This window comes from Pseudacidovorax sp. RU35E (assembly GCF_900156165.1).
GTDB lineage: Bacteria > Pseudomonadota > Gammaproteobacteria > Burkholderiales > Burkholderiaceae_C > Xenophilus.
Genome location: NZ_FTMY01000009.1, coordinates 176494 through 197109 on the forward strand (window position 1 = coordinate 176494; position 20616 = coordinate 197109).

The following is a 20616-nucleotide window of genomic DNA, read 5'->3' on the forward strand; positions in this document are numbered from 1 at the left end:
GAAAAACGCGGAGTATGCCGTCCCGCCGGGGGGACGCTTCGTTGCGGACGGTAAAATTGCCCACCCGTAACGACAGACAAGAAACGCGAGCATCAGGTCATGGCCGGACACAGCAAGTGGGCAAACATTCAACACAGAAAAGGCCGGCAGGACGAGAAGCGCGGCAAGATCTGGACGCGCGTCATCCGCGAAATCATGGTGGCCGCGCGCACGGGCGGCGGTGACCTCACGGCCAATCCGCGGCTTCGCCTGGCTGTGGACAAGGCCAAGGCGGCGAACATGCCGGCGGACACCATCAAGCGCAACATCGACAAGGCCACGGGCAACCTCGAAGGCGTGCAGTACGAGGAAATCCGCTACGAAGGCTACGGCATCGGCGGTGCCGCCATCATCGTCGACACCATGACCGACAACCGTGTGCGCACCGTCGCCGAGGTCCGGCACGTGTTCTCCAAGTACGGCGGCAACATGGGCACCGAGGGCTCGGTGGCTTTCCAGTTCAAACACTGCGGAATGATTCTGTTCGCGCCGGGGACGGACGAGGACAAGGTCATGGAGGTGGCGCTGGAAGCCGGTGCCGAGGACGTGGTCAGCGACGACGAGGGTGCCATCGAGGTCATCACCGCGCCCGGCGAGTTCGAGGCAGTGAAGAATGCGCTCGAGGCCGCCGGCCTCAAGGCCGAACTGGCAGAAGTCACCATGCGTGCAGAGAACACCATCGAACTCGGTGGCGAGGACGGCGCCCGCATGCAGAAGCTGCTCGATATGATCGAAGACCTGGACGACGTCCAGGAGGTCTACCACAACGCGTCCATCGCGGAGGCGTCCTGATGAAGGTTCTGGTCATCGGCGCCGGCGGACGCGAGCATGCGCTGGCCTGGCGCCTTGCGCATTCCGAGCGCGTCACGCGGGTCTATGTGGCGCCCGGCAACGGCGGCACGGCCGTCGACAAGCGTTTCGTGCAGGTGCCGCACACCGATCCGGCCGCGCTGCGCGAATGGGCGCAGCAGGAAAAAATTGCATTGACGGTCGTCGGCCCGGAAGGTCCGCTGGCGGCTGGCGTGGTCGACGAATTCCGCGACCATGGCCTGCGCATCTTCGGCCCGACCAAGGCGGCGGCGCAGCTCGAAAGCTCCAAGGCCTTCTCCAAGGCCTTCATGAAGCGGCACAAGATTCCCACCGCGGAATACGACACCTTCACCGATGCCACGGCCGCCCATGCCTATGTGGACGCCAAGGGCGCGCCCATCGTCATCAAGGCCGACGGCCTGGCGGCGGGCAAGGGCGTGGTCGTGGCCACGTCGCTGGCCGAGGCGCACGAGGCCATCGACTTCATGCTGCTCGACAACAAGCTGGGCATCAGCCACAACGAGGGCGGGGCCCGCGTCGTCATCGAGGAGTTCCTGGCCGGCGAAGAGGCGAGCTTCATCGTGCTGTGCGATGGCAAGAACGTCGCGGCCCTTGCCACCAGCCAGGACCACAAGCGCCTGCTCGATGGCGACCAGGGCCCGAACACCGGCGGCATGGGCGCCTATTCGCCGGCGCCCGTGGTGACGGCCGAGGTGCATGCCCGCGTGATGCGCGAGATCATCCTGCCGACCATCCGCGGCATGGAGCGCGACGGCATTCCCTATACGGGTTTCCTCTACGCCGGGCTGATGATCGACGCCGCCGGCCATCCCAAGACGCTCGAATTCAACTGCCGCATGGGCGACCCCGAGACGCAGCCGATCATGATGCGCCTCAAGTCCGACCTGTTCGACCTGCTCTGGCATGCCACCGACGGCACGCTGGACCAGGTGGAACTGGAATGGGACCGCCGCACGGCGTTGGGTGTGGTCCTGGCCGCACACGGTTATCCGCTGGACCCGCGCAAGGGTGACGCCATCAGCGGCGTGCCGGCGGAGGCTGCCGATGCGGTGGTCTTCCATGCCGGCACCACGCTGGAGGACGGCAAATTGCTCACCAGCGGCGGTCGCGTGATGTGCGTGACGGTGCTGGCCGACAACGTCAAGCTGGCCCAGCAGCGCGCCTACGAGGTGGCGGCGCAGGTGCGGTTCGACGGGGTCCAGTACCGCAAGGACATCGGCCATCGCGCGATGCCTGCGCGCGGGCAGGGCGCCTGATGCAGGCCGAGCCGCAGGCGGTCGGCGACTGGCTACGCGGTCTGCAGGCTCGCATCATCGAGACCATCGAAAGGGCGGACGGCGGGCGTGCCGTCCGCGATGCCTGGCGCAAGCCGCCCGATGAGCCGCTGCAGGGTGATGGGCTGACCTGCATCCTGGAAGGCGGCGATCTGTTCGAGCGCGCGGGCTGCGGCTTCTCGCATGTGCGGGGCCCGCGGCTGCCGCCTTCTGCCACGCAGCATCGCCCCGAACTGGCCGGTGCGCCCTTCGAGGCCATGGGCGTCTCGCTGGTCTTCCATCCGCGCAACCCGTATGTCCCGACGGTGCACATGAACGTGCGCATGATCGCGGCGCTGCCTGGCGACGCTGATCCCGTGTGCTGGTTCGGCGGCGGCATGGACCTCACGCCCTATTACGGCTTCGAGGAGGACGCGGTCCACTTCCACCGCAGCTGCCGCGATGCCCTTGCGCCATTCGGCGAGGACAAATACCTCCGTTTCAAGGCCTGGTGCGACGAGTATTTCTGCCTCAAGCATCGGGGCGAGCAGCGCGGCATCGGCGGCATCTTCTTCGATGACTTCTCCGAGCTGGGCTTCGAGCACAGCTTCGGCATGCTGCAGGCGGTTGGCGATGCCTTCCTGCCTGCTTACATGCCCATCGTGGAGCGCCGGCGCGCCACGCCCTGGGGCTCGCGCGAGCGCGATTTCCAGCTCTACCGTCGGGGTCGCTACGTGGAATTCAACCTGGTGTGGGACCGCGGCACGCACTTCGGTCTGCAGTCGGGCGGTCGTACCGAGTCGATCCTGCTGTCGATGCCGCCGCAGGCCAGCTGGTCCTATCGCCGCGAGGAAGCACCCGATTCGGCCGAGGCGCGGCTCTACACCGACTTCCTGCCGCGCCGCGAATGGCTCTGAAACCCCGCGTGGGCGTGTTCGGCGGTGCCTTCGATCCACCGCACAACACGCATGTGGCGTTGGCGCGCGCAGCCCTCTCCCAGTTGCGTCTGCGCGAGCTCCGGGTGCTCCCCACCGGCCATGCCTGGCACAAGGCGCGCACGCTTAGCGATGCGGCGGACCGGGTGGCCATGGCACGGCTCGCTTTCGAGCCGCTGGGTGTCGTGAAGGTCGATGCGCGGGAGACCTTGCGCAGCGGTCCGACCTACACGCTCGATACCCTGCGAGAATTGCGGCTCGAACAGCCCGAAGTCGAGTGGGTGCTGATGCTCGGCACCGACCAGGCGGCGGCACTGCCCACCTGGCATGGCTGGCAGCAGATCCTGCAGATCGCCACGGTGGCGGTGGCCGAACGCATCGATGATGCGGGCCAGCCCATCGTCTTCGATCCGCGCAGTCTTCCCGGGCTGCCGGCCGAAGCCCGTTTCGAATCCCTTCGCATTGCGCCTGAGGACACCAGTGCCACCCTGATCCGCCAGCGCGCAGCGCAGGGGCTGGACGTGGCGGCGCTGGTTCCTCCTGCCGTTGCACGCTATATTGAACAACACCACCTCTACAGCCCGCCTGATGAGCACTGACGCCTCCGCCAAGAAAGACATCCAGAAACTCCAGCGGGCCATCGTCGATGGCCTGGAGGACGTCAAGGCACAGGACATCCAGGTCTTCAACACGGAGCACCTGTCCCCGCTGTTCGAGCGGGTGATCGTCGCCTCCGGTTCGTCCAACCGCCAGACCAAGGCCCTCGCCGCCAGCGTGCGCGAGGCCGTCAAGGAGGCCGGCTTCAACAAGCCGCGCATCGAAGGCGAAGACAACGGCGAATGGATCATCGTGGACTGCGGCCCCGCCGTGGCCCACATCATGCAGCCCAACATCCGCGCCTACTACCACCTCGAAGAGATCTGGGGCGACAAGCCGGTGCGCGTGAAGTTCGGCGCGCCCAAGCCGTCGGCGCGCGTCTCTTCGGACGAATCCCCGGCACCGGCCAAGAAGGCGCCGCGCAAGCGCGCTGGCGCCAGTGGCGGTGCCGAACCCGCCGCGTCGTCGGCCCGCAAGCCTGCGGCCAAGAAGGCCGCGTCCAGACCCGCAGCCCCCAAGGCGCCGGCATCCAAGGCGCCCGCACGCAAGAGCGCCGGGAGCGTGGCCGCAAAGTCAGCCCGGAAGCCGGCTGCCAAGAAGGTGGCCCCGAAGAAGGTCGTGGTCGGCGCACCGGGTGGCAAGGTGGCTTCCAAGAAGGTGCCGGCCCGCAAGAAGGCATGAAGTTGCTGGTGGTCGCCGTCGGGCAGCGCATGCCCGACTGGGCGCAGACCGCCTGGGACGATTACGCCAAACGCTTTCCGCCGGAGCTCAAGCTCGAGCTCAAGGCCGTCAAGACCGAGCCGCGCGGCTCCAAGTCGCTCGAGACGCTCTACGCGGCTGAGCGCGAGCGCATCGAGGCGGCCATTCCTCGGGGCACCCGCATCGTCGCGCTCGACGAGCGCGGCACCGCGCTCACCACCAAAGCCTTGGCTTCCCGCCTGTCGTTCTGGCAGGGGGAGGGCGACGACGTGGCGCTGGTCATCGGCGGGCCCGACGGGCTGGAGCCGGCCTTCAAGGCGGCCGCACACGAGCGCATCCGGCTTTCCGACCTGACTCTCCCCCATGCCATGGCGCGCGTGCTGTTGGTCGAACAGCTCTACAGGGCGTGGTCGGTCAACGCCGGCCATCCTTACCACCGTGAATAAACCTCGCACAGACTTCGTCTACCTGGCCTCTCAGAGCCCTCGCCGGGCCCAGTTGCTCGACTTGCTGCATGTCCGGCACGAGCCGCTGCTGGCCGACGCGGAAGAGGACGCCGAGGCGCTGGAGGCGATGCTGCCGCGTGAGGCTGCCACCGCCTATGTGCAGCGGGTGACCGGGCTCAAGCTGGACGCGGCCGTCGCCCGCCTGCGCCGGCGCGGATTGCCCATGGCGCCCGTGCTGTGCGCCGACACCACCGTGGCGTTGGGCGGCCGCATCCTGGGCAAGCCGGCCGATCCGGCCGATGCGCGTGCCACCCTTGCCGCACTCTCGGGCCGTACGCACCGTGTGATGACGGCCGTCGCCGTGCAGGCAGGGCGACGCCGGCTGCAGGCGCTGAACATTTCGCGGGTCCGCTTCGCCGAACTCACGCGATCTCAGATCGAGGCCTACGTGGCGACGGGCGAGCCCATGGGCAAGGCTGGCGCCTATGCCATCCAGGGACTGGGCAGTGCGCTGGTCGCGCACATCGCCGGCAGCCATTCGGGCATCATGGGCCTGCCGGTCTTCGAGACGGCCCAACTGCTGCGTCAGGCAGGCTGGCACATCCCCTGAACGGCCAAGTCCATGCAAGAAATCCTCATCAACTGGGCCCCCCAGGAGACCCGCGTCGCCGTGGTCGAGCATGGCGCCGTGCAGGAATTGCACGTGGAGCGTACGCTGGAGCGCGGCCTCGTCGGCAACGTGTACCTGGGCAAGGTCTCCCGCGTACTGCCCGGCATGCAGTCGGCGTTCATCGACATCGGGCTGGAGCGCACGGCCTTCCTGCACGTCGCCGACCTCGTGGCGCCGTTCACCCCGGGTTCGCGCACCGCACCGATGCCCGAAGCGCGTCCGGCCACCAGCGAAGGCGGCCGCCCGCAGCAACCCGTGGTGCCCATCGAGCGGCAGGTGTTCGAGGGTCAGTCGCTGCTGGTGCAGGTGATCAAGGATCCGATCGGCACGAAAGGCGCGCGGCTGTCCACGCAGATCAGTATTGCCGGACGCATGCTCGTGTTCCTGCCGCAGGACAACCACATCGGCGTTTCGCAGAAGATTCCGCCTGAGCAACGTGACACGCTGCGTCGCCGCGTGCAGACGCTGGCAGAGGCCGCCGTCCAGGCACCGGCCGGGCAGGGGACGCCGCCCCGCGACCATGGCGGCTACATCCTGCGCACCAATGGCGAAGACGCCAGCGACGCCGAACTGGCCGATGACATTGCCTACCTGCGAAAGACCTGGACCCGCATCCACGAGCGCGCTGGCAAGATGCCTCCGGTGTCGCTGCTGCACCAGGACCTGAGCCTCCTCCAGCGTGTGCTGCGGGACCTGGTGGACGATCACACGACCACCATCCGCATCGATTCACGGGAGCAGCACGACAAGCTGGTGCGCTTTGGCGCCGAGTTCATGCCCAAGGCGGTCGAGAAGCTGGCTCTCTACACCGGCGAGCGGCCGATCTTCGACCTGTTCAACATCGACGAGGACATCGTCCGTGCGCTCGGCCGACGGGTGGACCTCAAATCCGGCGGCTACTTGGTGATCGACCAGACCGAGGCACTCACCACCATCGACGTCAACACGGGCGCCTTCGTCGGCGCGCGCAACTTCGACGACACCGTCTTCAAGACCAATCTGGAGGCGGCGCTGGCCATTGCGCGGCAGCTGCGTCTTCGCAATCTCGGTGGCATCGTGATCGTCGACTTCATCGACATGAGCCGCAACGACCACCGCGAGCAGGTGCTGGCCGAACTGCGCAAGCAACTCGGCCGGGATCGGGTCAAGACGACCGCCAGCGGCTTCTCGCAACTGGGATTGGTGGAGATGACGCGCAAGCGGACGCGCGAGTCGCTGGCCCATATGCTGTGCGAGCCCTGCGTCGCCTGCGGGGGGCAGGGCATCGTCAAGACCGCACGTACGGTGGCTTACGAGGTGCTGCGCGAGATCCTGCGCGAGGCGCGGCAGTTCACGCCACGCGAGTTCCGCATCGTCTCTTCGCCGGCGGTGATCGAGCTTTTCCTCGACGAGGAAAGCCAGCATCTGGCAGGGCTGTCGGACTTCATCGGCAAGCCGATCTCCCTGCAGGCGGAGTCCGCGATGGGGCAGGGCCAGTACGACATCGTCCTGCTCTGATCCTGCAAGGCCCGGCAAGGGGGCTCGACAGAGACGCAGCCTAGTGCGTCATGCTGAAGGTCAGGGCGTCCTGCAGGGCCAGTGGTCTGGCCAGGAAGTAGCCCTGGGCGCAGTCCACATCCAGCCGCTGGAGCATCTCCAGTTCGGCCCCCGATTCCACCCCTTCGGCAATGACCAGACTGTCGATCTCGTGCGCGAAGCTGGTCAGGCCCTTGGCCAGAGCGCGGCGCTTGCCGTCCTCGTGGATGTTGCGCGTCAGGCTCATGTCGAGCTTGATGATGTCCGGGGCCAAGTTGAGGATGTGGCGCATGCTCGCGTAGCCCGCACCGGCGTCGTCGACGGCCACGCCGATGCCGAGAGCGCGCAATGGTGCGAGGGCGGCGGCCAAAGCCGCATAGTCCTGGACGATGGCGTGTTCTGTGATTTCCAGCGTCACCCGGGATGGCGTGTTGAGGGCCGACAGCACGGGCTCCAGACGTCCCGAGAGCACGAGGCTCGGTGAGCAGTTCACGCTGAGCGAACAGTGACCGGGGAAGTCATCCAGGCTTGTCAGGGCCTTCTCGATGGCATGGAGCTCCAGCGGCAGGCCGAAGCCTGATTCGTCGGCCACACGGAACCATTCGTCCGGCGGACGTTTGGGGGCGATGTCGAAGCGCGACAGACACTCGAACGCCCGCACTGCCCGCTGCGCGATGCTATAGACCGGCTGGAAGACGATGCGCGGCGCGCCCTGTGCCATGGCCTGCCGCACTTCGCGCGCAGCGCTCTCACGCGCCCGCTGAAGGGCAGAGCGCTCATCCATGCGCAAGGCGACCACCTCGGCAAAGGCATGCATCAGGCGCATCTCCCGCTCGCCGAGGGCCGGGTTGGGCAGGTAACTGAAACAGCAGAGGGTGCCGTAGATGCTGCCGTCCTTCAGCCGTACCGGCACGCTCAGGTGCGAGCCGATGGGCACTGCCGCGGTCTGCGGAATCTGGAGGGCGGCCTCGAGCTTGGAGGTGTCTGGGATGCACTCGGGCAATTCGCCGCGGACCACCTTGAGGCAATAGCCCTCCGAGAGCGGCATCCGCTGATTTGCACGCAGGGGGCCGTTGGGCGCACAGTCCACGTACTCGAACGCCCGCTCCTCGGTCTCGAAGTGCGAGATGAACGCCACATCCATGCCCAGATGCCGCCGCACGGCCGCAAGCACGCCATGGATTCCTTCTGCAGCGGGGTCCACTCTGCCGAATTCACCAGGAGCACCCAAGGCACCGGCAGGTGCTGCTGTCGGGAGCTGCATTGCCAATCCTTCGTATCTCGTCATCGTCTCCATGTGTCGGCCCGACCGGCACACCACTGAAGCGTCAGATTAACATTCTGTTAAGTTTCCGCCACTTCGTAGATCACCTGAGCCCTTTGGTCTGCTCCATTTGGTCGAGACGTAGGACAAACACCTGGACGCTGTGGCGCGTGCGCTGCGTATCGCGAAGTCCCGCATGGGTCGCGCAAGAAGACAGGCCGCGGCAGGCGGTCCTCAGGCTTCGGCAGGTGTCGAGGCGCGAGGCGCCTGAAGGCGCGCATAGAGGCCATCGCGCACCATCAGCTCCGCGTGGCTGCCCTGCTCGACGATGCGGCCACGGTCCATCACCACGATGCGGTCGGCATGCTGGATGGTGGACAGGCGGTGCGCCACGATCAGCGTCGTGCGTCCCTGCATGAGGCGCTGCAGGGCGTCCTGCACCAGCCGTTCGGATTCGGTATCGAGCGCGGAAGTGGCCTCGTCCAGCAGCAACACCGGCGCGTCGCGGTAGAGCGCACGGGCGATCGCCAGCCGCTGCCGCTGCCCGCCGGAGAGCTCCGTGGCGTTATGGCCCAGCACCGTGTCGATGCCTTGCGGCAGGCGCTCCACATGCGACGCGAGATTGGCCGCCTCGACGCATTGCAGTACGCGGGCCCGGTCGATCCGAGCGGCGCCCAGGGCCACGTTGGCGGCCAGCGTGTCGTTGAGCATGACCACATCCTGGCTCACCAGCGCAAACTGGCTGCGCAGGCTGCGCAGCGTCCATTCGGCCACGTCGTGGCCATCGAGCAGGACCTGGCCCGCACTCGGATGAACGAATCGCGGCAGGAGGTTGACCATCGTCGTCTTGCCGGAGCCTGAAGGCCCGACCAGCGCGACGATTTCGCCTGGGGCCACACTCAGGTCGATGCCGTCGAGCGCCATGCCGGCATCCTCGCGGTAGCGCACCTGGACGCCGCGCAGTTCGACGCGGCCCTCTGCCCGCGCCATCTCGAAGTGGCCGTCGGTCTCGACCGGGGTGCCGTCCATCAGCCCCAGGCCGCGCTCGAGCGCGGCGAGTCCCCGGGTGATGGGATTCGCCATGTCCGCAAGGCGACGGATCGGCGCAATCAACATCAGCATGGCCGTGATGTAGGCCACGAAACCGCCGACCGTCAGCCCGCGGTCGCCGCTCTGCCAGAGCGCGATCATGACCACCACCGACAGCGCGACCGCCGCGAAGAGCTGCGTCAGCGGCGTCATGGCGGCCGAGGCGATGGTCGACTTCACCGCCAGCCGGTTGAGGCTGTGGCTGAGCCTGTCGAAGCGCGCCGACTGGCCGGCCTGTGCGCCGTGCAGACGAACCATGCGGTGGGCCAGGACGTTCTCCTCCACCACGTAGGCCAGCTCGTCCGTGGCCTGCTGACCCATCAAGGTCAGGCTGTAGAGCCGTCGCGACAGCGCCTTCATGATCCACGAGACCCCTGGCACCAGCACTGCCACGACCAGCGTGAGCTTCCAGTTCAGGAAGAGCAGGTAGAACAGCAGCGCCACCACGGTGAAGCCATCGCGAGAGATGCTCAGCAGCGCCTGCACCAGCAGCATGGCGCCGGTCTGCACTTCGTAGACGATGGTGTTCGACAAGGTGCTGGCCGACTGGCGCGAGAAGAGTCCGAGATCGGCCGCCAGCATGCGCTCGAACAGCACGCTGCGCATGCGCTGCATGCCTTCGTTGGCGATGCGTGCCAGCGCGTACTGCGACACGAACTGCGCCACGCCACGCACCGCAAAGAGCAGGATGATGGCCGTGGGCACCATCCACAGGGCCAGCTGGCCACGTGCGAAGCCCCGGTCCAGCAGGGGCTTGAGCAAGGCGGGCATCAGGGGTTCGGTGACGGCGGCCATGACGGACATCACCAGGGCCAATACCCACCAGCGACGCGAACCGCCGAACCACGTCATGAGCCGGGCGAGCCGGCGAGTCAAGGGTGCTCGCGCAGGCGCGTCGGCAGGGGAGGTCGACATGGCGGTGGATTCTACGGGCGCCGCTTGCAAGGGCCTTGGGGGCTGTAGGACAGATTCGAAATCGGCGCGCAAGCCCGGGTTTGCGCGGAGAGCCGAGGTGTAACATCGCTTGCTTCGCGCCTGGGCCAGCGACCCGGATTTGAAACTTTCCAGGCGCACATTCCTCCGAGCTGCATGAATACTTCGTCGCCGTCGCAGTCTTCCCCCGCCTTCCCGACCCTCGCCCGCCGCACGCTGATCACCGCGTTCGCCGCCGTGCCGGTCCTTCCCGCCCTGGCTCAGTTCCGCGTCGAAGTCTCGGGTGTGGGCCTCACCCAGCTGCCCATCGCGCTGGTGCCCTTCCGGGGAGAGGAAACGTCTCCTCAAAAGATCTCCACGATCGTCCAGGCCGACCTCGAGCGCAGTGGCCAGTTCCGCGGCGTCGATGCGTCCGGCCAGGCGCTGGACGAGAACAGCCGCCCCGATCTGGCCGTCTGGCGTCAACGGACGGCCGACTCGCTGGTCGCGGGCAGTGTCACGCGGCTGGCCGATGGCCGCTGGGACGTGCGCTTTCGCCTGTGGGACGTGGTGCGCGGCCAGGACCTTGGCGGCCAGAGCTACACCGTGCCCGAGGCCGACCTTCGCCTCGCCTCGCACCGTATCGCCGACTATGTGTACGAGAAGCTGACCGGCGAGAAAGGTGTCTTCTCCACCCGCATCGCCTACGTCACCCGCGCCTCGGGCCGCTACACGCTGTGGGTTGCCGACGCCGATGGCGAGAACGCCCAGGCGGCACTGGCCAGTCCCGAGCCGATCATCTCGCCTGTCTGGTCGCCGAGCGGCGGCGAACTGGCCTATGTGTCCTTCGAGTCGCGCAAGCCCGTGGTTTATGTGCACACGGTGGCGAACGGACAGCGGCGCCTGGTGGCGAACTTCCGCGGTTCCAACAGCGCGCCAGCCTGGTCGCCCGACGGCCGCAGCCTGGCCGTGACCCTCAGCCGCGATGGCGGCTCGCAGCTCTACACGATTCCTGCCTCCGGCGGCGAGCCGCGGCGCCTGACGCAGAGCAGCAGCATCGACACCGAGCCCACCTACACGGCAGATGGCAGTTCCATCTACTTCGTCAGCGACCGGGGCGGTGCACCGCAGATCTACAAGATGCCGGCCAGCGGTGGCGCGCCGGTGCGCGTGACCTTCTCGGGGTCCTACAACATCTCGCCCGCCATCAGTCCCGACGGACGGTGGTTGGCCTACATCTCGCGCGTGGGCGGAGCCTTCAAGCTCCATGTGATGGAACTCGCCACCGGCAACGCCACGGCCATCACCGACACCGCGAACGACGAGAGCCCCAGCTTTGCACCCAATGGAAAGCTGCTCGTCTATTCGACCCAGATTCAGGGCAGAGAAGCGCTGATGACCACCACACTTGACGGCAAGATCAAGGCGCGACTGGCGGGGAAGGCGGGGGACATCCGGGAACCGGACTGGGGCCCCTTCCAAAAGCAATGATTTTTTGTCCGCACTGAGGAGTGTTCGTATGTTGAAGAAATCGATTTTTGCCCTTGCCTTCGTTGCCCTTGTGGCAGGTTGTTCGTCGGGCACCAAGCTCAATGAGGCGCCCGTCAGCACCGCTGGCGGCATGGGTGGCAGCACCGGCTCCGGCGCTGCCAGCGGCGTGGCACCGGTCACCATCGACCCTAACGCGCAGACGCGCCAGGGCCCCGTGGGCGTTGCCCGCATCATCTACTTCGACTTCGACAGCTACACGATCAAGCCCGAGTTCCAGCAGTTGATCGACGGCCACGCGCGTTTCCTGAAGGCCAATCCTTCGCGTCGCATTTCCATCGAAGGCCATACGGATGACCGTGGCGGCAGCGAATACAACCTGGCCCTCGGTCAGAAGCGTTCCGAAGCCGTGCGCCGTGCACTCACGCTGCTTGGCGTGAACGACAGCCAGATCGAAGCGGTGAGCTTCGGCAAGGAAAAGCCGGCCGTCCAAGGTTCGGGCGAAGATGCCCGCGCCCAGAATCGTCGCGCCGAGATCGTGTACCGCTAATGCAGCGACTGCAGCACCTCGTGCGTCCGGCGGCCCTTGCGGCCGCTTTTCTGTGCTTGTCTGCGGCGTCGCACGCGGCGTTGTTCGAGGATGACGAGGCGCGCCGCGCCATCCTCGATCTGCGCCAGCGCGTCGAGACGGTCCGCCAGCAGTCGGAGAACACGACGCAACGCCTGGCTGACGAGAACGGGCAGCTGAGGCGCAGCCTGGTCGACCTGCAGCAGCAGATCGACAACCTGCGCGGGGACATGGCACGCATGACCGGCCAGAACGAGCAGCTCACGCGCACGCTCACCGAGCTGCAGCAGCGGCAGACCACGATCGACGACCGCCTGAAGCAGAACGAGCCTCAGCAGGTGTCGGTCGATGGCAAGGACTTCACTGCCGACCCGCGCGAGAAGGCCGACTTCGAGGCGGCACTGGGCGTGTTCCGATCCGGCCAGTTTCCCCAGGCGCAGGCGGCGTTCGCCGACTTCGTCAAGCGCTACCCGCGCAGCGGCTACAACCCGTCGGCACTGTTCTGGCTGGGCAACGCGCAGTACGCCACACGCAACTACGCCGAGGCCGTCGCCAACTTCCGCTCCATGCTGTCGCTGGCGCCGGACCATGCCAAGGCACCGGAGGCCGTGCTCTCCATTGCCAACTGCCAGATCGAGTTGAAGGACACGCGCGCGGCCCGTCGCACGCTGGAGGATCTGGTGAAGGCCTATCCGCAGTCCGAAGCGGCCTCGGCTGCGCGCGAACGGCTCTCGCGACTGCGTTGAGCGTAGGCATGCAGGCGCTGCCGTCGGTGTCGGGCGACACACTGCCGTCAGAGCTGGACCTGGACCGCCGTTTTGGCGGCATGGAGCGGCTCTATGGCGTGCAGGGTGCAGCCGCAGTGCGACGGGCGCATGTCGTGGTCGTCGGAATCGGCGGCGTCGGTTCCTGGGCCGCCGAGGCGCTGGCGCGCAGCGGCGTTGGTGCACTGACCCTCGTTGATCTCGATCACGTGGCCGAATCCAACATCAACCGGCAGATCCATGCGCTCGACGACACGGTCGGGCAGGCCAAGGTACTGGCCATGCAGGATCGGATTCGCCACATCAATTCGCGGTGCCAGGTGCTCGCACTCGATGAGTTCGCCACGGCCGACAACTGGCCTTCACTCATCGGGCAGGCAGAGCAGTCGCTGGGCCCCGTGACTGCGGTGCTCGACGCCTGCGACCAGATGTCCGCCAAGACGGCCATGGCGGCCTGGGCGTTGTCAGAAGGCAAGCGCATGCGCTTCGTCACCGTCGGTGCGGCAGGCGGCAAGCGGCACGCACACCGTGTGGAGGTCGACGATCTGGCACACGCCACGCACGATCCGTTGATGGCCCAACTGCGGCAGCGCCTGCGCAAGCATCATGGTGCGCGGCGTGACGGCAAGGCCATGGGCGTGCAGTGCGTCTTCAGCCGTGAGCCGGTCGCCCCGCCTGACGCCTCCTGCGCCATCGACGGCGATGGCTCCCTCAACTGCCACGGCTATGGCTCGATGGTCAGCGTGACAGCGACCTTCGGCCTGTGCGCCGCAGGCTGGCTGATCGACCAGATTTCACAGAAATCCACGCTATACTCATAGGCTTTGCTGCACATCGCACACCAGTGCGAACGTGAAGCGGGACGTTAGCTCAGTTGGTAGAGCAGCGGACTTTTAATCCGTTGGTCGCAGGTTCGAATCCTGCACGTCCTACCACCCATTCCCCGTTGGCGAGCCCTCGGCTCGCAACGCTTCAAAGCCCGCCACCCGCGGGCTTTTTTGTTGCCCGATCGCGTCTCAGTTTGATGCGCCCCAGTGGCTCAGCACCGCGTCGGTGTGTTCCCCCACGCCGGGCAAAGCGCCCCCTCGCCGGGCCTGCCCGTCCATGCGAAAGGGAAGACCGGGCAGGGCCATCGGCGGGCCGTTCGGCCGGTCGACCGGGACGAACAGGTCCGATGCCACGCCGCCGTGGCCCGCGCGCACCTCGGCCATGGTCCGCACCGCGCCGACCACCACGCCTGCCTCGGTCAGCAGACGCCCAACCGCCGCGGAGTCCAGGTGGCCGATGCCTTCGGCCAAGGCGGCGCGAAGCGCGGCGCGGTTGGCCACGCGGGCGGCATTGGTCGCAAAGCGCGGATCGCTGGCCAGCTGCGGCTGGCCGAGCGCTTCGCACAGTCTCGCGAAATGCGCCTGCGTGTAGGCCGAGACGACCACGAGCCCGTCCGCCGTCTCCACCAGATCCGCCGCGGGCGCCGCATGGGGCTGGCCGTTGCCGCAGCGCAGCGGCATGTGGCCCGTCAGCCTGTACTCGGCCCACGCGTTGGCGAGCGCCTCGACGGCGACGTCGATCAGCGACACGTCGATCTGGGCGCCCGCGCCGGTGCTGCCGCGCCTCACCAGCGCCGCCAGCACCCCGCTGCACAGCGCATGGCTTGCCATCACGTCCACCGCCGTGAATCCCAGTCGCGTGGGCTCGCCATCGGCGGCACCGTTGAGGCTCATCATCCCGCTCTCCGCCTGGGCCGCGATGTCGAAGCCCGGCCGTCGGCCATCTTCACCTTCCTGTCCAAAGCCACTGACCTGGCCATAGACCAGTCGCGACGACAGGCTGCGCAGCACGCCGGCCCCCAGGCCTGCCTTGTCCATGGCGCCGGGCCGCATGTTGTGGATGAGTACGTCTGCCTGCAGCGCCAGTTGCAGAGCCTGCGCGCGCCCAGCCTCGGTCCGCAGGTCCAGCACCACCGAGCGCTTGCCGCGGTTGTAGGCGCTGAACATGGGCCCGAACTCATCGCGGGACCAGCCCACCTGCCGCGCCGCATCGCCGCCGGGCGGTTCCACCTTCACGACGTCGGCGCCCAGATCGGCCAGCGTCTGGCCAGCCGCCGGTGCCGCGATGAACTGGCCGAACTCCAGCACCCGCAGGCCGGTCAGGGGCAGCGTGTCGGCGTCCGAGGTCATTGCACTCATGGGCGTGGCCGGCCGAACACGGGCGCCCGCTTCTCGAAGAAGGCTGCGGCACCTTCACGGAAGTCGTCGCTGGCGAACAGCGTGGGCGCGTGGGCCACCTGGAAGGCGAGGGCTTCTTCCAGGCCCATGGGCGCCTCGCGCAGGCCGAGCTTGATGCGCGCCTGGGCCTGCGCCGGTCCGCGGGCAAGCCGCTCGGCCAGTGCCAGGGCGTCAGGCAGGGCCGACCCCCCGGCGGCCATGCGGTCGGCCAGGCCCATGGCCAGCGCCTCGGACGCATCGACTTCGTCGGCCAGCAGCATCATCTGGCGCGCGCGCGTGCGGCCCACCCGCCCGGGCAACGACCAGAAGAGGGCGGCATCGGGCATGGCCCCCACACGCACGAAGGCGCAGCAGAAGCGTGCACTCTGGCCGGCGACCACGAGGTCGCAGCAGGCCGCCAGCCCCAGTCCCGCGCCGAAGGCAGGACCGTCGACGGCCGCGACCACCAGCTTGCTCGCCGTCGCAATGCCGCGATAGAGCGCGGCATTGGCCGTCATGCGGGCGCGGGTTTCGTGCTCCGGGGCATGCGCCAGTTGCCGCAGATCGCCGCCCGAACAGAAGGCACCGCCGGCGCCAGTGATCACCGCGCAGCGCAGCGTCTCGTCTTGCTCCAGGTCCGCAAGGCCGGCCAGCAGGCCTTCGAGGACACCCGGCGCGGACAGTGAATTGCGGTTGGCGGGCGCGTTGAGCGTGAGCTGCAGCACCGCCCCATGGCGTTGCGTGAGAACGGCGGAAGGTTCGGACATGGAGGTGCTTTCTTCAATGTGAGGCGTGCAGAGGCAAAGGACCCAGGCTGGCGTCGGCCAGCCGGGCCAGGTGGTGGGCCTCGGTGCCATGCTGGACGCTGGCCAGGGCCAGGCGCCGGACCAGCGGCGCCGCCTCGCATTCCTGCGTGATGCCGATGGCGCCATGCAGTTGCACCGTCTCCTGCCACACATGACGGGCGGCGGCCGCCAGCGTGGCGCCAGTTGCCGCAAGCCAGCGCGGATCGTCGATGCCGGCATCAACGCGCTCAGCCGTGGCCTGCACCAGTGCATCGGCCTCTTCGATCTCGACCAGCAGGTCGACCAGACGATGCTGGACCACCTGGTTGCGTACCACGGTCTGGCCGAACTGTCGGCGCGTGCTCAGGTAGTCCTGCGTCAGCGTCCTCGCACGCCGCATGGTCCCGACACCCATGGCCGAATGGGTCAGCAGGGCCAGCGCATCGGCCCGCGCCACCGCGGCGCGCCACGCGTCGGCGCTGCCCCGCCAGAGCGGCGCCGGCACCGTCACCGACTGTGCAGAGAGCCGCACGGCGCGCTGGCCGTCGATGAGGGTGCAGGCCTGGGCCTGCAGTCCGGGCAGGTCGCGCGCCAGGGCAAACAGCGTGACCTCACCCGCTTCGGCGCGGGCCCACAGCCAGGCATCCGCGCCGGCACCGCCCGGCACGACGTCACTGCGGCCCGTGATTTGCCCCTCTTGGCAGGCGTTCCAGTCGCGAGCCGCACTCGCGGCAATGCACGCCAGCCGGATCTCGCCCGCCATTGCCGCGGCAAGCAGGCGTGCGCCAGCGTCGTTCGTGTCCGGCAGCGCGGCCAGCAGCGCAGGAGCGCGCACGCCGGCTTCAGCGAAGGGCTCGTTCAAGCCCGCCATCCCCAGGGGTTCGGCCACGGCGCACAGGTCGGCGGCGCGTCCACCGAAGCCGCCCAGGTCTTCGGGCACGGCAAGCGCCAGCCAGCCCAGCTCGGCCAACTGGGCCCACACGCCGGGCACGCAGCCTTCGGGGTGCGCCAGCGACGCCGCGCGCACGTCCGCGCCGTAGCCACGTTCCGCGAATCGCCGGGCGCTCTCGGCCAGCATGTCCCGCGTCTCGCGCAGGGCTTCGTCTGAAGCGTTGGATGTCATAGCCCGAGCACCTGCTTGCCAAGGATGTTGTGCTGGATCTCGCTGGAGCCACCCGCGATGGTGTAGCCGCGCGACAAAAACCGGCGGGACGACGCCGTGCCGCCGATGGCCTGGTGCAGGGCCTGTGAATCCTCCGCCTCCAGCGGTGCACCGCCGAATGCCCGCTCGTCCAGCGCCCAGGCCTCGGGCCCCAGCGCCTCGACCGTCAGTTCTTCCCACAGCTGGATCAGCTGACTGCCGCGCAGCTTGAGCATGGAGACTTCCGCGCCGATGCGCTCCCCGGCCTGCGCGCGTGCCAGAAAGCGCGCGGCATGGGCTTCGAGGGTCAGCAGACGAGCTTCCAGCGTGGCGAAGCGCTCGCGGAACCAGGGCGCCTGCGTGAGTCCGCGTGGCTCGGCGATGGCCAGGAGGCGGGCACGCCGCCGCTTGTTCTCGCCGATGCGCGCCAGCTTCAGTCGCTCGAATTCCAGCAGCGCCTTGGCGATGGTCCATCCTTGGTTCTCCTCGCCGACGCGTTGCGAGACCGGCACGCGCACACCATCGAGGAACACCTCGTTGAAGACCACCCAGCCATGGATGCCGACGATCGGTCGCACGGTCACGCCGGGAGAGCGCATGTCCAGCAGCAGGAAGCTGATGCCTTCCTGCGGCCGGCTTTCATGGCTTGTGCGCACCAGGCAGAACATCCAGTCGGCGTACTGGGCGTAGCTGGTCCAGATCTTGGAGCCCGTGACGAGGTAGTCGTCCCCATCGCGGACGGCGCGAGTGGCCAGCGAGGCCAGATCCGAGCCGGCGTTGGGTTCGGAGTAGCCCTGGCACCACCACTGCCGGCCCGATGCGATGGCCGGCAGGAAGCGTGTGCGCTGCGCGGGCGAGCCGTAGCGCACCAGCACCGGCCCGATCATGTCGAAGGTCACGGCGTTGAGTTCTGGCGCGTCCTCGGTGCACAGCACCTCGTCGAAGGCCAGCTGCTGCGCCACGGACCAGCCGCGGCCTCCCCATTCCTCTGGCCAATGCGGTACCAGGTAGCCGGCGCCCGCCAGGATCTCGTTCCAGGCGATGCTGCGCTCCCGCGCAATAGGATGGCCGGCGCGCACGGCGGCGCGGATGTCGGGTGGCAGGTGCTCTTGCACGAAGGCGCGGATCGTGTCGCCAAATGAGGAGTCGTCGTCAATCATGCGCAGCGTAGAAGAGCAGGGAATGTGGAATGGCAGCCAAGTGGCCGGCGGTGCATGCGATGCGCATTTCAGGGTCGCAGCCGCCGCGTGAACGCGCGGCGCGCGATGGCGGCGCGGTGCACTTCCGACGCGCCGTCGTAGATGCGGAACGGCCGCACCATGCGCAGGATCATCGACAGCGGGAGGTCTTCCGACACGCCCAGCGCGCCGGTGATCTGCACGGCCGAATCGGCCACGCGGCACACCGCCTCCGACACGAAGACCTTGGCCATCGACGAGCTGTGGCGGATGGACCGGCCGGCATCCAGGTCGCGCGCCACTTCCCGCGTCATCAGCCGCGCGGCGTAGAGGTCGATGTGCGCATCCGCCACGTGGGCCTGCACCATCTGGTGCTCGGCCAGCGGCACGCCTTGCGACTCGCGCGTGGCGGCATGGTCCTGCGCCATCGCCATGGCCCGGGAGGCCAGGCCGATGAAGCGCATGCAATGGAAGAGGCGCGCGCCTTCCAGCCGCAGCTGGGCATAGGCCAGGCCCTGGCCTTCCTCGCCGACGAGGGCGTCGGGCCCGACGCGGCAACCCTCCAGCCGGATCTCGCCATGGCCGCCCAGCGCAAAGGGCTCGATGGTGCGGATGGCGCGCACGCGTTCGAAGCCTGGCGTCGTCGTGTCGACCATGAACCACGACGGCCCCGCCTCGGTGCGCGCGACCACGATGGCCACGTCGGCCGCTTCAGCGCCGGTGATGAACCACTTGTGGCCGTCCAGCCGCCAGCCCTCGCCATCGCGCACCGCGGTGCTGCGCAGCATGCGCGGGTCCGAGCCGACACCGGGAGCCGGCTCGGTCATGGCGAAGCATGAACGCAGCCGGCCGGCACGCAGTGGGGCGAGCCATCGGGCCTGCTGCGCGGGCGTGAGCAACTGTTCCAGTGCCGCCAGATCGGGCTGACCCGGCGGCGCGCACTGCAGTGCCAGCGGTCCGAGGAAGCTGCGGCCTGCCTCTTCGAGCCAGACGCAGCACTGCTCCCAGCTCAGGCCGAGTCCGCCTTCGGCGACCGCCGTGCGCGGCGCGCCGAAGCCGAGCGCCTGGGCACGTGCGCGCAACTGCGCGGCCGTGCGCTCGACGGCCTGCGCATCATGGGCCGTGCCGAGGTCCTCCCCCGGGATCACCTCGTCGTCGATGAACTGGCGCAGGCGCTCGACGAGCGCGTCGAAGGATGCAGCCTCGCGTCCGGCCCCGCTCATCTGCGGATCGCCTTGACCATGCGCTCCCAGCGCTGCGCGTCCGACTTCAGGAAGGCCTGGAACTCCTCCTGCCCCTGGAAGGCCGCCTCGCCGCCGGCGTTGACCAGCCGCTCCTTGACCTCGTCGGTGGCCAGGGCGGCCCGCACTGCCTGCTCGATGCGCTGCATCACGGCCGGCGGCGTTCCGGCCGGCGCATGGAACGCGTACCAGGACAGTGCGGTCACTTCGGGATATCCGGCTTCGGCGATGGTGGGCACGTCGGGCAGCTGCGCGGAGCGGTTACTGCTGATATTGGCCAGCGCACGGATGGCGCCCGACTTGACGTGCGGATAGGCCACGGTGGACGGCAGGATGGCCATGGCGAACGCGCCGTTGATCAGGTCGGGCACCATCGGCGGCGCACCTTTGTAGGTGACCGCCTCCAGCCGGATGTTGGCCGCGATCTTGAACATCTCGTTGGCCATGTTCTGGGTGCTGCCGACGCCGCCGTCGCCAAACTGCAGGGTGGTCGGTGACTTGCGGGCCATCTCCACGAAGTCGCGGACCGAGCGCGCGGGCGACGACGCGGGCACCACGAAATAGCTCGGCGAGAGCGTGAAGCGGGCGACCGGCACGAAGTCCTTGGGCGCCCAGCGCAGGTGGTCTTCGAGCAGCGGGTTGTTGATGAGGAAGGGCGCCGACACCAGCAGCGTGTAGCCGTCGGCGGGCGCGCGCGCCACGAACTCGGCACCGATGTTGCCGTTGGCGCCCGGCTTGGCCTCGACCACGATGGGCTGACCCAGTTCGACCGCCATGCGTGCGGTCACGGCACGGGCCTGCACGTCGACCACGCCGCCAGGCGCATAGGGAACGATCACCCGGATGGGCTTGGTGGGGTAGCTCTGCGCCAGCGCAGGCAGCGCGGCGGCAAGAAGCAGGCCGGCCAGCAGGCCGCGGCGGGGAAGGGCAGGGGCATTCACGGCAGGTGTCTCCTCGAAGTGGTCCGCATGATGCCGCCGAGCTGTCATAACAGGTA

Annotated in this window: 20 protein-coding genes and 1 tRNA gene; 13 read left to right on the forward strand and 8 right to left on the reverse strand. The window is 68.1% G+C overall.

What is annotated here, in order from left to right:
* Positions 1-99: 99 nt before the first annotated feature.
* From BXA03_RS17515 to rng, 8 genes are read left to right on the forward strand one after another with little or no spacing between them, the layout of a single operon-like run.
* On the forward strand, positions 100-831 hold the full coding sequence (locus BXA03_RS17515) for a YebC/PmpR family DNA-binding transcriptional regulator (protein WP_076510171.1): 732 nt from the start codon (positions 100-102) through the stop codon (positions 829-831).
* Positions 831-2126, forward strand: coding sequence for a phosphoribosylamine--glycine ligase (gene purD, locus BXA03_RS17520; RefSeq protein WP_076510173.1), 1296 nt, complete (start codon positions 831-833; stop codon positions 2124-2126). The genes BXA03_RS17515 and purD overlap by 1 nt, the downstream gene beginning before the upstream one ends.
* Complete coding sequence (gene hemF, locus BXA03_RS17525) at positions 2126-3040, forward strand: oxygen-dependent coproporphyrinogen oxidase (protein WP_200803397.1); 915 nt, start codon at positions 2126-2128, stop codon at positions 3038-3040. Before purD ends, hemF begins: the two co-directional genes overlap by 1 nt.
* A complete protein-coding gene (gene nadD, locus BXA03_RS17530; RefSeq protein WP_076510175.1) occupies positions 3031-3657 on the forward strand; it encodes a nicotinate (nicotinamide) nucleotide adenylyltransferase in 627 nt (208 codons plus the stop codon). Before hemF ends, nadD begins: the two co-directional genes overlap by 10 nt.
* Positions 3647-4336 (forward strand): ribosome silencing factor, encoded by a 690-nt coding sequence (gene rsfS / locus BXA03_RS17535; RefSeq protein WP_076510177.1) that lies wholly within the window; start codon positions 3647-3649, stop codon positions 4334-4336. The genes nadD and rsfS overlap by 11 nt, the downstream gene beginning before the upstream one ends.
* Entirely contained in the window at positions 4333-4800 is a 468-nt protein-coding gene (gene rlmH, locus BXA03_RS17540) for a 23S rRNA (pseudouridine(1915)-N(3))-methyltransferase RlmH (protein ID WP_076510179.1), read from the forward strand. The genes rsfS and rlmH overlap by 4 nt, the downstream gene beginning before the upstream one ends.
* The gene (locus BXA03_RS17545; protein ID WP_076510181.1) at positions 4793-5410 is read left to right on the forward strand and encodes a Maf family protein; all 618 of its coding nucleotides are present in this window, start codon (positions 4793-4795) and stop codon (positions 5408-5410) included. The genes rlmH and BXA03_RS17545 overlap by 8 nt, the downstream gene beginning before the upstream one ends.
* 12 nt (positions 5411-5422) lie before the next feature.
* Positions 5423-6967: a ribonuclease G gene (rng, locus tag BXA03_RS17550; RefSeq protein ID WP_076510183.1), complete on the forward strand. Its 1545-nt coding sequence runs from the start codon at positions 5423-5425 to the stop codon at positions 6965-6967.
* Positions 6968-7007: 40 nt separating this feature from the next.
* On the opposite strand, the gene BXA03_RS17555 is transcribed toward rng, so the two are convergent.
* Positions 7008-8282 carry a sensor domain-containing phosphodiesterase gene (locus BXA03_RS17555; RefSeq protein ID WP_234983726.1) on the reverse strand — a complete coding sequence of 425 codons (1275 nt, stop codon included), beginning with the start codon at positions 8280-8282 and terminating at the stop codon, positions 7008-7010.
* A gap of 201 nt (positions 8283-8483) precedes the next feature.
* Complete coding sequence (gene msbA / locus BXA03_RS17560; protein WP_076510187.1) at positions 8484-10253, reverse strand: lipid A export permease/ATP-binding protein MsbA; 1770 nt, start codon at positions 10251-10253, stop codon at positions 8484-8486.
* Positions 10254-10427: 174 nt separating this feature from the next.
* Here msbA and tolB point away from each other — a divergent pair, with 174 nt between their 5' ends.
* From tolB to BXA03_RS17585, 5 genes are all read left to right on the forward strand, one after another.
* On the forward strand, positions 10428-11741 hold the full coding sequence (gene tolB, locus BXA03_RS17565; protein ID WP_076510189.1) for a Tol-Pal system beta propeller repeat protein TolB: 1314 nt from the start codon (positions 10428-10430) through the stop codon (positions 11739-11741).
* A gap of 28 nt (positions 11742-11769) precedes the next feature.
* Positions 11770-12288 (forward strand): peptidoglycan-associated lipoprotein Pal, encoded by a 519-nt coding sequence (gene pal, locus BXA03_RS17570; protein WP_076510190.1) that lies wholly within the window; start codon positions 11770-11772, stop codon positions 12286-12288.
* Positions 12288-13052: a tol-pal system protein YbgF gene (gene ybgF / locus BXA03_RS17575; RefSeq protein WP_076510192.1), complete on the forward strand. Its 765-nt coding sequence runs from the start codon at positions 12288-12290 to the stop codon at positions 13050-13052. The genes pal and ybgF overlap by 1 nt, the downstream gene beginning before the upstream one ends.
* A gap of 8 nt (positions 13053-13060) precedes the next feature.
* Complete coding sequence (locus BXA03_RS17580) at positions 13061-13891, forward strand: tRNA threonylcarbamoyladenosine dehydratase (protein WP_076510194.1); 831 nt, start codon at positions 13061-13063, stop codon at positions 13889-13891.
* Between the two features lie 38 nt (positions 13892-13929).
* Positions 13930-14005, forward strand: a tRNA-Lys gene (locus BXA03_RS17585).
* Between the two features lie 81 nt (positions 14006-14086).
* Here the strand turns inward: BXA03_RS17585 and BXA03_RS17590 are convergent.
* The 6 genes from BXA03_RS17590 to BXA03_RS17615 form a co-directional block, all read right to left on the reverse strand.
* Entirely contained in the window at positions 14087-15256 is a 1170-nt protein-coding gene (locus tag BXA03_RS17590; protein ID WP_234983727.1) for a CaiB/BaiF CoA transferase family protein, read from the reverse strand.
* Positions 15253-16041: an enoyl-CoA hydratase/isomerase family protein gene (locus BXA03_RS17595; protein ID WP_076510198.1), complete on the reverse strand. Its 789-nt coding sequence runs from the start codon at positions 16039-16041 to the stop codon at positions 15253-15255. The genes BXA03_RS17590 and BXA03_RS17595 overlap by 4 nt, the downstream gene beginning before the upstream one ends.
* Before the next feature lie 13 nt (positions 16042-16054).
* Positions 16055-17182, reverse strand: coding sequence for an acyl-CoA dehydrogenase family protein (locus BXA03_RS17600; RefSeq protein ID WP_076510200.1), 1128 nt, complete (start codon positions 17180-17182; stop codon positions 16055-16057).
* Entirely contained in the window at positions 17179-18360 is a 1182-nt protein-coding gene (locus tag BXA03_RS17605) for an acyl-CoA dehydrogenase family protein (RefSeq protein ID WP_076510202.1), read from the reverse strand. The genes BXA03_RS17600 and BXA03_RS17605 overlap by 4 nt, the downstream gene beginning before the upstream one ends.
* A 68-nt stretch (positions 18361-18428) precedes the next feature.
* On the reverse strand, positions 18429-19601 hold the full coding sequence (locus BXA03_RS17610) for an acyl-CoA dehydrogenase family protein (RefSeq protein ID WP_076510204.1): 1173 nt from the start codon (positions 19599-19601) through the stop codon (positions 18429-18431).
* Positions 19598-20560: a tripartite tricarboxylate transporter substrate binding protein gene (locus tag BXA03_RS17615; RefSeq protein WP_159444730.1), complete on the reverse strand. Its 963-nt coding sequence runs from the start codon at positions 20558-20560 to the stop codon at positions 19598-19600. The genes BXA03_RS17610 and BXA03_RS17615 overlap by 4 nt, the downstream gene beginning before the upstream one ends.
* Positions 20561-20616 lie beyond the last annotated feature (56 nt).

What these genes read in the sequence shown, in the direction of transcription:
- BXA03_RS17515 (WP_076510171.1), top strand. Translation starts at nt 100, where the DNA reads ATGGCCGGACACAGCAAGTGGGCAAACATTCAACACAGAAAAGGCCGG.
- purD (WP_076510173.1), top strand. Translation starts at nt 831, where the DNA reads ATGAAGGTTCTGGTCATCGGCGCCGGCGGACGCGAGCATGCGCTGGCC.
- hemF (WP_200803397.1), top strand. Translation starts at nt 2,126, where the DNA reads ATGCAGGCCGAGCCGCAGGCGGTCGGCGACTGGCTACGCGGTCTGCAG.
- nadD (WP_076510175.1), top strand. Translation starts at nt 3,031, where the DNA reads ATGGCTCTGAAACCCCGCGTGGGCGTGTTCGGCGGTGCCTTCGATCCA.
- rsfS (WP_076510177.1), top strand. Translation starts at nt 3,647, where the DNA reads ATGAGCACTGACGCCTCCGCCAAGAAAGACATCCAGAAACTCCAGCGG.
- rlmH (WP_076510179.1), top strand. Translation starts at nt 4,333, where the DNA reads ATGAAGTTGCTGGTGGTCGCCGTCGGGCAGCGCATGCCCGACTGGGCG.
- rng (WP_076510183.1), top strand. Translation starts at nt 5,423, where the DNA reads ATGCAAGAAATCCTCATCAACTGGGCCCCCCAGGAGACCCGCGTCGCC.
- BXA03_RS17555 (WP_234983726.1), bottom strand. Translation starts at nt 8,282, where the DNA reads ATGGAGACGATGACGAGATACGAAGGATTGGCAATGCAGCTCCCGACA.
- msbA (WP_076510187.1), bottom strand. Translation starts at nt 10,253, where the DNA reads ATGTCGACCTCCCCTGCCGACGCGCCTGCGCGAGCACCCTTGACTCGC.
- tolB (WP_076510189.1), top strand. Translation starts at nt 10,428, where the DNA reads ATGAATACTTCGTCGCCGTCGCAGTCTTCCCCCGCCTTCCCGACCCTC.
- pal (WP_076510190.1), top strand. Translation starts at nt 11,770, where the DNA reads ATGTTGAAGAAATCGATTTTTGCCCTTGCCTTCGTTGCCCTTGTGGCA.
- ybgF (WP_076510192.1), top strand. Translation starts at nt 12,288, where the DNA reads ATGCAGCGACTGCAGCACCTCGTGCGTCCGGCGGCCCTTGCGGCCGCT.
- BXA03_RS17580 (WP_076510194.1), top strand. Translation starts at nt 13,061, where the DNA reads ATGCAGGCGCTGCCGTCGGTGTCGGGCGACACACTGCCGTCAGAGCTG.
- BXA03_RS17590 (WP_234983727.1), bottom strand. Translation starts at nt 15,256, where the DNA reads ATGAGTGCAATGACCTCGGACGCCGACACGCTGCCCCTGACCGGCCTG.
- BXA03_RS17595 (WP_076510198.1), bottom strand. Translation starts at nt 16,041, where the DNA reads ATGTCCGAACCTTCCGCCGTTCTCACGCAACGCCATGGGGCGGTGCTG.
- BXA03_RS17600 (WP_076510200.1), bottom strand. Translation starts at nt 17,182, where the DNA reads ATGACATCCAACGCTTCAGACGAAGCCCTGCGCGAGACGCGGGACATG.
- BXA03_RS17605 (WP_076510202.1), bottom strand. Translation starts at nt 18,360, where the DNA reads ATGATTGACGACGACTCCTCATTTGGCGACACGATCCGCGCCTTCGTG.
- BXA03_RS17610 (WP_076510204.1), bottom strand. Translation starts at nt 19,601, where the DNA reads ATGAGCGGGGCCGGACGCGAGGCTGCATCCTTCGACGCGCTCGTCGAG.